Source organism: Streptomyces sp. GESEQ-4 (assembly GCF_017948455.1).
Lineage (GTDB): Bacteria > Actinomycetota > Actinomycetes > Streptomycetales > Streptomycetaceae > Streptomyces.
On the sequence record NZ_JAFFSU010000053.1, the window covers coordinates 1 to 10,649 of the forward strand.

8 protein-coding genes are annotated in these 10,649 nt (G+C 68.4%); 7 read left to right on the top strand and 1 reads right to left on the bottom strand.

The window, feature by feature from the left end; genetic code table 11:
- Window positions 1–555 (bottom strand): IS5 family transposase (locus tag KCH48_RS41515; RefSeq protein WP_210582827.1); only part of this gene is annotated, 555 nt, incomplete at its 3' end.
- Window positions 556–990: 435 nt separating this feature from the next.
- On the opposite strand from KCH48_RS41515, the gene KCH48_RS41520 reads away from it, so the two are divergent.
- From KCH48_RS41520 to KCH48_RS41550, 7 genes are all read left to right on the top strand, one after another.
- Window positions 991–1,830 carry an IS5 family transposase gene (locus tag KCH48_RS41520; RefSeq protein WP_210582828.1) on the top strand — a complete coding sequence of 280 codons (840 nt, stop codon included), beginning with the start codon at window positions 991–993 and terminating at the stop codon, window positions 1,828–1,830.
- 936 nt (window positions 1,831–2,766) lie between these two features.
- The gene (locus KCH48_RS41525; protein WP_210582829.1) at window positions 2,767–3,534 is read left to right on the top strand and encodes a hypothetical protein; all 768 of its coding nucleotides are present in this window, start codon (window positions 2,767–2,769) and stop codon (window positions 3,532–3,534) included.
- A gap of 929 nt (window positions 3,535–4,463) precedes the next feature.
- Entirely contained in the window at window positions 4,464–5,984 is a 1,521-nt protein-coding gene (locus KCH48_RS41530) for a site-specific integrase (RefSeq protein WP_246886750.1), read from the top strand.
- 77 nt (window positions 5,985–6,061) lie between these two features.
- Window positions 6,062–7,714 carry a hypothetical protein gene (locus KCH48_RS41535; protein ID WP_307841095.1) on the top strand — a complete coding sequence of 551 codons (1,653 nt, stop codon included), beginning with the start codon at window positions 6,062–6,064 and terminating at the stop codon, window positions 7,712–7,714.
- Window positions 7,711–9,858: an integrase gene (locus KCH48_RS42755; protein WP_307841096.1), complete on the top strand. Its 2,148-nt coding sequence runs from the start codon at window positions 7,711–7,713 to the stop codon at window positions 9,856–9,858. Before KCH48_RS41535 ends, KCH48_RS42755 begins: the two co-directional genes overlap by 4 nt.
- Complete coding sequence (locus tag KCH48_RS41545; protein WP_069757853.1) at window positions 9,855–10,265, top strand: hypothetical protein; 411 nt, start codon at window positions 9,855–9,857, stop codon at window positions 10,263–10,265. The genes KCH48_RS42755 and KCH48_RS41545 overlap by 4 nt, the downstream gene beginning before the upstream one ends.
- A 174-nt stretch (window positions 10,266–10,439) precedes the next feature.
- Window positions 10,440–10,649, top strand: a 210-nt coding sequence (locus KCH48_RS41550; RefSeq protein WP_210582832.1) for a hypothetical protein, incomplete at its 3' end; no start/stop codon positions are given.

The window sequence follows — 10,649 nt, forward strand, 5'->3', positions numbered from 1 at the left end:
TTTGGTCACGCGGGGGCTTGTGGTGGCGATCTGGGAGAGCAGGTGGATGCCGCCGGTGTTGTCGCAGACGCTGGCGGCGGTCACCCAGACGGCCAGCAGCAGGCCGAGGGTGCCGACGCCGAGGTGGTGCTTGCGGCCTGCGATTTCCTTGCCCGCATCGATGCCTTGGCCGGCCGCGGGAACGTTGGCGGAGGTCTTGATGCTCTGTGCGTCCAGCACGCAGGCGCTTGGCTCGGCATCCCGGTTTTCGGCCTCCCGTACCAGGCGTCGTAGCAGGCCGTTGAGTTGGTCGAAGATGCCTTCCTTCTGCCAGGCGGCGAAGTAGCCGTAGACCGTTTCCCAGGGGGCGAAGTCGTGCGGCAGGTACCGCCAGGGAATTCCGGTGCGGTCGACGTAGGGGATGGCGTCCATGATGCGGCGCAGGTCGTGTTCGGGCGGGCGGCCGATGTCCAGGCCCTTGCCTCTGCGCTCGGCCCGCCAGACGGTGAGTGTGGGACCGGTCAACTCCCAGCGGGCATCGGAGAGGTCGCTGGGATATGGGCGGTGTGGCGGCATGTTTCGTTAGTACCGTCGGACATGGCTTGTCCCCAGGGGCGCAAACGGCGGTAATCGGGGGCGCCTTGGGATCAGACAGGAGCGACTCGACCTGAACGGGCAAGGGTGAGGCGTCTGCTGTCACACAGCCCGCATTGAGCACGCTCGCCTCGCCGGTCTCATGTCCACTCGCCGCCCGAAGCGTCACCAAACAACCCTGCCGGGACAAAACGCTCTTTGAAAGAGAGTTTTGCCCCGGTAAAGGTGTTTGGTGATACTTCAGTGGTGCGTCGGTCTGGGGCTGCTGGGGCTCAGGTACATCGTGAGGCGTATGTGGCAAGGGGCCTCATCCGGCGGGCCGTTTTGGGCAGTTTGCTCCTGTCTGATCCCTAAGCGCCCCCGCATGACGTCGTTTGCGCTCTGGGGACGGACCGTACCCGACGGCACTAACGAAACATGACGCGACAGCGCCCGTATCCCAGCGATCTGTCCGATGCCCGCTGGGAGTTGATCGAGCCCACTCTGACAGCCTGGCGAGCCGAGCGCAGGGGCAAGGGCCTGGACATCGGGCGCCCGCCCCAGCATGACCTGCGCAGGATCATGGACGCCATCTTGTATGTCGACCGGACCGGGATCCCGTGGCGCTATCTGCCGCACGACTTCGCGCCGTGGGAGACCGTCTACGGGTACTTCGCCGCGTGGCAGAAGGACGGCCTCTTCGACCAACTCAACGGCATCCTGCGCCAGTTGGTGCGACAGGCCGAAGGCCGGGACGCCGAGCCGAGTGCCTGCGTGCTCGACGCCCAGAGCGTCAAGACCTCCGCGAACGTGCCGGCCACAGGCCAGGGCATCGACGCAGGCAAGAAGATCGCAGGCCGCAAGCGCCACATCGGCGTCGACACTCTCGGCCTGCTCCTGGCCGTCTGGGTCACCGCCGCCAGCGTCTCGGACAACGCCGGCGGCATCCACCTGCTGTCCCGGATCGCCACCGCGAACCCGCAGGTCACAAAGGCCTGGACCGACACCGGGTACCGCACTAAGGCCATCGACCACGGCGCCCGCTTGGGCATCGACGTCGAAGTCGTCCGCCGAGATCCTGCCGCCAAGGGTTTCAAGGTGATCCCGCGGCGCTGGGTCGTCGAGCGGACCTTCGGCTGGCTCATGCACCACCGCCGCCTCGCCCGCGACTACGAGACCCACCCGCACCGCTCCGAAGCCATAATCCGCCTCGCGATGATCGACCTCATAAGCAGACGACTGACCCGCGAATCCACCCTGAACTGGCGCGACACTTGACTTCGAACCAAACACTTCCCCCAGGACAAAACGCTCTTTGAGGAGGCCGATGCGCTGAGCGTCGCCGTCGTGCCCGTGGGCCCCGCCGCATCGGCCCAGGCGCTGCGGATTGACGAGTACCAGCGCTGCCAGAGCAGGGATGACGAGGAACCTTCTGCCTGATTCCCGGTCAGCTGTCCCTTTGGCCTTCACCCCTGGAGAGTGCCGGTGGGCTCTGTTTGTGCCCCGGTTGGAGGCATGGGCAGAGTCGCCTCTTGGTGGGAAGCTGAGGCCAGCGTCCTCGATGGCGCATGGGGGATTCATGTTGATCCGGCGACGAGCAATAACCAAGTGCGGGATTGCCGTTGCAGCGACCGCGTTGGCCTGGGGCGCCGTAGCATGCGGAGCGGCTGCAGATCCGCCTGGAAACACGGGACCCCCACCTGGGGACGGTGGGAACGCCGGGCCCTCCGCCGTCACTGACACAGCACAACCACACCCCAGCACAGACGAGGTGCCTCAACCTCCTCCTCCACCATCGAATACCCTTCCGAGCGAGGGACAGCCCCCGATCCCATCCGGCGAGCCGACGTCGTCTGCCTCATGCAGCGACCTGCCTACTCCGTCGCTCTCGCCGACATGTCCCTCACCCTCACCGGATGGCTCAGGACCATCGCCTGAACCGGATGAGTCCTGAGGCAGCCGATGGCCTCCACCAGGACACCGGCTCCCGCGAGCGGCTCTCCAAGTCCGTCCTCCCGCAGTCGACGCCGCGCGGCGCGACAGAGGACAGCGCGGCGGGCCGAGCCCTCTCCTGCTGCCGCCCGCCCCAGAGGGCGTCGGACGGAACGCAGGCGGGACGGGCGAAATCCCCAGCGGCCGGTGGCCGTGTGGGGTGGAAACCCGGTTGAGCTGGCCAATTCGGCTTTGGGCGCGGGCTCGTTCATCGTTGCGCTGATGCTCTTCGCCGGCTTCGTCCACAGCAGCGTCTACTACGGCTACTTCCACCTGGAGAGCTCCGCCATCGGCTTCGACTCGGTCGAACTGGCACTGCGCAGCCTGCGACTGGCCACGTTCCCCGTGCTCATCACCCTGGCCCTGGCGATCGTCCTGCCGCGTCTTCCCGAGCTGCTGCCGGCGCTCGGCGTCCCTGCCCACCTCATCCGGCGCATTCGCCGCGCCGGACGTGTGGTGGCCCGGGCGTATCTCGCCTTCGTTGCCGCTGGCGTCGTCCTGATGCTGTTGTGGCGCTACATCCAGCTCTTCGCCTGGGCCGCTCCTCTTCTGGTGGCCTGCGGGTTGCTTCTCGGACAGACCAGCGCCGCAGCGCCCGTGGCGACCAGACCAAGGCGTCCGTGGGACCGTGCGCTCCCCGTGGTCGGCGCGGCGCTGTTCCTGATGTGGGTGGTAGCCCTGGCCGCCGGGCAGCTCGGCCGCCAGGACGCGGAGCGAGACGCTGAACGCGTCGTGGAGCGCGTGGCCGTCCTCGTCCACAGCACCGAGCAACTGAGCATCACCGGTCCCCCCGGACTGATCATCGAAGACTTGGGTGAGGGCCTGCACTACCGGTACCGCTACAGCGGCCTGCGACTGCTGGTCGAACGAGACCACCGCTACTACCTGCTACCGCTGGGCTGGAATCACGACACCGACCCCACCTACGTCATCGACGACGACGAAACCATCCGGATCGAACTACGCCCTGGCACCCAACCCCGCCGATGACGCCTGCCGGTAGTCTCACCTGCACGCCTTCGCGGGGTCATAGCCCAGCGCCAGCCCGCAGACCGTCCGAGCAGTGTCGTTACTCATGCCAGCCCCACGAGCCGTTCGCTGACCGGTCACAACAAGCGTTCTGTCATGTCGGCTCAGAAGCAGGCACTCAGCCTGCGGCCGCGCCGCTGGGGCCGGCGAAGACCAGGGAGAGTGCTACCGTCGCGCGCTCGCCGTGCACCAGTCCGCCGCGCACCCGAGCCGCGTCGACCCGTGCATCGCGGAAGCGGGGGAGCGGCAGACGAAGGCGATGCGCGAGCTCAGCGCCCGTGCTTTTCCCGAGCCCGGAGTCAGCGCCGGACGGTGAGCCGGCCTCGATTGCGGCGGCCCGTGTTCAGCGCCGCCGCGAGTCCGAGGCCACCCGTGCCCTGGCGCTGCGCCGGGCCCGGGCGGAACCCGCCGGCGGGCAGGATGGCACGCCGGCCGCGGCAGCCGAGCCTGCCCCGCTGCGTACGACGGCGTGAGCACGGTGATGGTCTGTGAGGTCAACAGCCTGGGTGGCACGATGAGTTGGGATGAAAGGCGGGGTTTCGTGCGGGGTGACAGGCGGCAGATCCAGACGGCGGTCCTGGGCGGCGCGGACTCGGAGGAGCCGCTGATGCTGCCGCTGGAGGCGATCGAGCTGGACGCCTTCCGCCGCCGGCACGAGCACGACACGTTCTGGTGCGGGCTGCTGCTCGGAGGCTGCGGCGGTCAGTTGACCACCAAGCTGTACACCGACCGTGCCTGCCACTTCGCCCACCACCCGGACCCGGACGGACAGCCGCATGAGTGCCGGCGCCGCTCGCGGGGCGTGGCGAGCGCCGACCATCTGTATGTGAATTCCCTGATGATTGGGCGAGTTCAAGCATCAGGGGAGGTGTCTGTTGAGGGCGTGGTACATGGTCAGGGTCCCGGACTCGGGGCGGTGGGGGACGATGCCCGCGGAGGGGGTTCTCGGCGTCGGGGACTTGCCGGAGGCGGTCGCCCGAATCGGGCTTCGTCCGGGGGCTCCGGTCTTCGTGGGTCCGGACGGCATGATCGATGCGGGCTTGTTGGACTTCGTTCGCTCCAAGGAGTTCCGAAATCTGGAGCCGGAATCAAAGCGCAACTACGCCACCGACATCCGTCTGTTGCTCGAGTTTCTGTCCTCCCGCGGAGTGCCGTGGTGCCAGGCGAGTGAACGGGACCTGGCCGATTACCGAGACTGGCGTTGCTCGGCGCCGGCAAATCCGGGGCGAATCGGCGGTACGAAGTGGAACCGGGAGGGCGCCGCGTTCACCAAGCTGTTCCGCTGGGCGAAGGTCTCTCCGCTGCCGGTCGACCTCTCCCGCCGGGAGGACCGGGCCCCGGACTCGGTCAGCGCACGGGTGTCGTGGCTGACGCCGCGGACCTGGGCCCTGTGGTCGGACATCGGACTGCGCGGTCACGCGGCTGGCGGGGGCGCTGCACCGGGTTGGGATGCGCGGACGGAGCTGCGGAACACCAGTTTCGTGCAACTGCTCCTTAGTTCCGGACTTCGCCGGCAGGAGGGCGGGTCGCTGCTGACGTTCGAGGTTCCGACCCAGCGGCTTCGCTCCGGCCGGTACTGCCACGGCCGTGTCGCGGGCGCCGTCACCAGGTCGAAGTGCGGGCGAGTCTTCTACGCCTCGGTCGATGCGGTCGGTCAGGTCGAAGCGTATGTGGCGTCCGAGCGGGCCTGGGCAGTAAGGCGCGCTCAGGCCGCGGGCCGCTACGAGCGGCTGCCTGAGATTCGGCTGCTCACGAAAGTGACCCGTGGCCCGAAGCCGAAGGTCGAGTGGGTAGACCGGGACGGCGTCGCTGGGGGCCGCGAGCTTGGTCTGTTGGGCTGGCGGGAGCGTCAGTGGCTCTTCCTGGATGGGCCGGAAGGGCCCGAGCCGGCCTGGTTGTGGCTGACCGAGCAAGGGCTGCCGATGCTCCCGGGCCGGTGGAACGGCGTGTTCAGGAGCGCGAATCTGCGTTGCGACGAGGTGCTGCTCGCGCCGGTGGAGCGGGTGGTCAAGCGGGAGCTGCGGCTGGCAGAGGTCCGCGGGAAGAGTCCCTACGCGACCCCTCACGCCGCGCGGCACTCATTCGCGCTCTACATGCTCATCGTGCTGAACCAGCTCATGGAGACACGCTACGGGCTCACCGCGGCCGACCGGCGGGACTTCGCGCTGCTGTTCGGTGACCCCTGGTGGTTGGTGAAGACCCTCCTCGGGCACGCGGACGTGGAGGTGACCAAGCGCCACTACCTCGCGCCCGTCGCGCACCTGCAGCTGGAGTCCATCCTCGCCACTGCTGAGATCACCGACGGCCAGGGCGCGGTGGGAGGCGAGGGCATCGACGACGTGTTCACCCGGCTGGCTCGGGAGACGGCCGGCATCCAGGACGTCGACACGCTGCTCGGGGTGAGTGGATGAGCGGGCGGGGACGGAGGGCCGTGTTGCCGCCGGCCGGCTATCGCACCGGACCGCCGCGTCCCCGGGACGGACTGGTAGTGACGGTAGGCAACAAGGCCGGCGAGAAGAAGGAGTTCGACTTCGCGAAGCTGCCCGCCCCAGAGCGTATGCGGCACTCGCTGGCCGCGCTCTTTGCTGCCCAGTCCCGTCGGTGGACGAGCCACTCCTCCGCCGACCACTACTGGAACCAACTGCTGGTCTTCGTGCGCTTCCTTTCCCGCCTGGACAACCCGCCTGAGGATCTCGACGGCCTGACCGCCGCCGCCCTGAAACGCTGGCGCGAGCGGAACATCAAGACCAACACGGGCAGGATCACGCTGGCCACCATTCGGGTCCTGCTGCGCGCGGACCCGAGGCTGCGCACCGGCCAAGTGGCCGAAGAGCTCGCCCGCCGGGTGCCACAGGGAACGCCGAGCAAGCAGTCGTACGAGGATGCGGAACGCGAGCAAGTGCTACTCACCGCGCAGCGCCAGTTCCGCGCCGCTTGGATGCGCATCCGGGACAACACCATCGTGCTGGAGCGCTGGCGGCTCGGGCAACTGCCCGAAGGCAGCCGTGAAGCGCAGCTCGGCCAGATCCTCGACGTGATGGCGTGCACCGGAGACGTGCCCCGCGCACGGCGGAGCGATGGCCTGACCAACCTGAGGCACCGTGGTCTCCTCGGCGGGGGCAGCGTCGAACGAACGTGGGGCCGGCTGTTCTTGACCCGGCACGAGCTGACTGCCCTGGCCGTGCTGCTGACCGACCGCTTTGCCTGGAATCTGTCCGTCTACGACCGCATGCCCGCGCCCACCCGGGCGCCGTCGGTTGGTGAGAGGACGACGGTGACATACCTGGTGCAGGTGGAGAAGCGGCGACCCGGGGCGGGCCGGTGGTTCAGCACGGAGAACATCACCGACTCGGGAGCCGCCTCCCCGGGACGTCTGATCACACAGGCCCTGGACGCCACCGCACACGGCCGCGCGCTCGCCGCGAAGCTGGTCCCCGGCACCGACCTGCTGATGACCGCACGCCTGCAACAAGTCGGGCGCGAGCGCCGCGATCTGGATCGCCCACCGCGCATCGGCCCGCTGGTCTTCGGTGTCTCCCGTGTCGACGCCACCAGCTGGGCTCGAAGCCACGGGCTGAGCGGATCGCCGTTCCAACGCACCAGGCGCACGACGGTCACCCGCGAGGGCAGACCCATGCAGCACACTCAGGGCACCCACGAGAGCGTCTACGTGCTGCCCGACCAGCGAGTCCAGCGAGCATCCCAAGCAGTCTTCGAAGCCGGCGCCCACGAAGCACTCCAGCAAGCGCAGGCAACCGTCTTCGGCGGACACCTCGCACGTGAGCCGAACCCCGCGCATCACGAGACCGCGACGGCCGATTGCGAGGACGACACCACCAGCCCCTGGCCCGCCCCGGACGGGGGCTGCGCAGCGGACTTCCTACTCTGCCTGGCCTGCGGCAACGCCCATGTCCACCCCGGTCACCACCCCCGCCTCGCCCATCTGCATCAGCAACTGATGAGCCTTCGCTCGGTGCTCCCCGATCACACCTGGACGGCGCGCTGGCACGACCACCTGCTACGCCTGAACGACATGCGCGACAGAGTGGGCCCAGCCGCCTGGAATGCCGCGCTGGGCCGGGTCAGCGACCGGGACCGCACGGTCGTCGCGCTCCTACTGAAGGGAGAGCTGGCCTCGTGACCTCCGCCCTCGTCGATGAAGTCGACCCGTACGTGCTGCCCATGCCGACGCCGGATTCCCCCGTCGTGATGGACCGGTGGATCAGCGCCGGCAACCGGCACCCCAACGGCCGCTACGCTGATGCGGTCTGGCCCTTGGCGCCACTCATCGACAATCCGGGCGCCACACTCTCCAAAATCCATTGGAGCAGGTGCCCGATCGGGCTGCGCGGCCAGTTGAAGCTGCCAGCCTGGATCATGATCAACGGCGAGCTGCGACCCACCGTTGTCCAGACCCGGGGACACCGCGCACGGACCCGCGGCTCCGCCGACGACATCCTGGAGACATGCCGCGAGTGGATCCGCCTTGCGCACTGGGCGCACGAGCGCGGCATGTCCGACCTCGGAGCTTTTACCGACGAGTGGTGGAGCGCATACACCACGGAGCGCTGGCAGAGCGGCATCACACGCGCTTACTCCGAGAAGGTCCTCGCCCGGCTGACCGACCTATGGGCCTACGACCAACTCGCTGCCCACCCCTCGGGGATCCCCCGACCTCCCTGGGACACCGAGGGCGTCGACGACTACCTGCCCTCCGCCACCGGTGAAGGCGGCCGTGAGAACACCACCGAACCCTTGGACCCGCAGGTCATCGGCCCACTGCTGGTCTGGGCCGGCCGCATGGTCGACGACCTCGCCGAGGACATCCTGGCCGCCTGGACCGAACGGCGCCGGCTGCTCAGCATCGCTTCCGCCAGCACCGCCACCCCCGCGGGACGCGCCCGAATTGAGGAGACCCTGCTGCCCCTCATCACCTCCGGAGCCCCGATACCCAGCACAGGATGCGACGGTGGCCACACCCTGGCCCGCGCTTTCATCGCCGCAACCACCGGTGCCAGCCTCGGCCAGGTCGATCGCTTCAAGAAGCAGCACGGGTTGACCAACCTGGCCGCGTACCGGCCCGGCCCATGCCCACTGGACGTTCCGGTTACCGGCCAGGTCGCCGGACGCCCCTGGCGCCAGAGCCTCGACTTCAATGAGGCCGCCGACCTGATGAAGCACCTCGGCACGGCCGCCATGATCATCATCCTCTATCTGACCGGCATGCGGCCGCAGGAAGCGCAAGGCTTGCGCTCCGGGTGTTGCCCTGACCCGGCGCCCCGACCCGACGGCACCCCTGGACGCCACCTCATCCGCAGCCATCACTACAAGGAGGTCACCAACGACAACGGCCACCACATCTCCGCCGGCGTCGAGCGGGAGGTCCCCTGGGTCGCCATCGCCCCTGTCGTCCGCTCGATTCGCATCCTTGAGCGCATCGTCCCCGAAGGGGAGCTCCTTTTCAGCGCCGCCCATCACGACTTCCAGGGGGTCAAAGCCCACCAGGGGGCGCTGAAGAACGGGACTCTGAACCGCCGCATCGGCAGCTTCGTCGCCTGGGCCAACCGCGAAGCCGTCGCCCAGGGCCTTCCGGAACAGGCCATCCCCCAGGACCCGCACGGTGAGCTCGGCATGGCCCGGTTCAGACGTACGCTGGCCTGGCACATCGCCCGCCGCCCGGGCGGGCTGATCGCCCTCGCCATCCAGTACGGCCACATGCGCACCGTCCTGGATGCACGCACATCCACCGGCTACGGAGCCCTCGGCCGCTGGGGCATCCACGGGGTGCTCGATGTCGAGACAGCCCTTGCCGCGGCCGACACCGCCGCGCGTCTTCGTGACCGCATGGCCGCCGGTGAGAAGATCTCGGGACCGGCGGCCCGTCGCGCTGTCACCGGCGCGACCCAAGCCCCGCACTTCGAGGGCCGCATCGTCCCCTCCACGTTCGCGAGGAAGGCGGCCGCCTATCTCGCCCGGGACGGCATTGTCCTGTTCGACAACTCCGACGCCCTCCTGATCTGCGCATTCAAGCGCGAGACGGCATTGTGTGAACCGGCAGCGAACGCGACCTCGCCGAATGTGGTCGACTGCCGGGCGGGCTGCGGAAACATGGCCCGCACCGACACTCATGCCAGTCAACTGCGTGATCGTGCCGACGAGATCGACCAGCTCGCCGCGCATGCACCCATGCACATCGGCAACCGGCTGCAGGCCCACGCCGCCCGACTCCGCCAGGCCGCCGTTACCCACGCCGCCACTGCCGAGACCGCCGAGGTCCTGAGATGACCGAGCAACCCACCGACGAGCGCACGCGCATCCGTGAGGCGATGGACCGCCTCCTGGCCGGGCAGGCCACCGCGTCCAATGGGAGTCTCACCATCGCGGCCCTCGCCGTCGAGGCAGACGTCCACCGCATGGCGCTGATGAAGCGGCACGCGGATCTGAAGAACGAATTCTACGAACGGGTACGCACCGAAGCGCAGCAAGTCCCCGAGGCGGAGCGCCGACTGCGCGAGTCCGTGGTCAAGCTCAAAGAGACCGTCTCGAACCAGCGAAGGGAGATCAAGGAACTGCGAGAGCTAGTCACCCGTCTCACCCTCGCCGCCGCGGTCCTGACCGACCAGCAAAGCCAGTCGGCGCCCCGCTCGCAGGTCCCAGACAACGTCGTTGCCTTCCGTCCGTCGGAGCAATGAAGATCTGCCATCCTGATTTCCGCTGGTCAGCAGGGCTGGTGTGAGGTTTCCGCGGGGTTCTCGTGCTGGTCGGGCGAGAGATCGTTAGCACGTGATCGTCCGTCACGGGCGGCCTCTGGGATTCCCGGGGCCGGGGCAGCGGGCCGCTGCATAGCCTCCTGGTGGGAGGTGTGTATGACGGATGTGCTGACATGGACGGTCCAGCAACGGCTTGAGCTGGAAGGACCGGCTGAGCTGCTCCGCAAGGAACTGTCCGGGATCGAGTCGCAGTTGGCCCGGCTGGAAGCAGCCGAGGTGGTGTTCGGGCAGTGGGCCGAGGCAACCGATGGTGGACGTCGGTCGTCGGGCATCGTGGAGCCGGAGCCGGAGCGTGTCGTGGCGGGG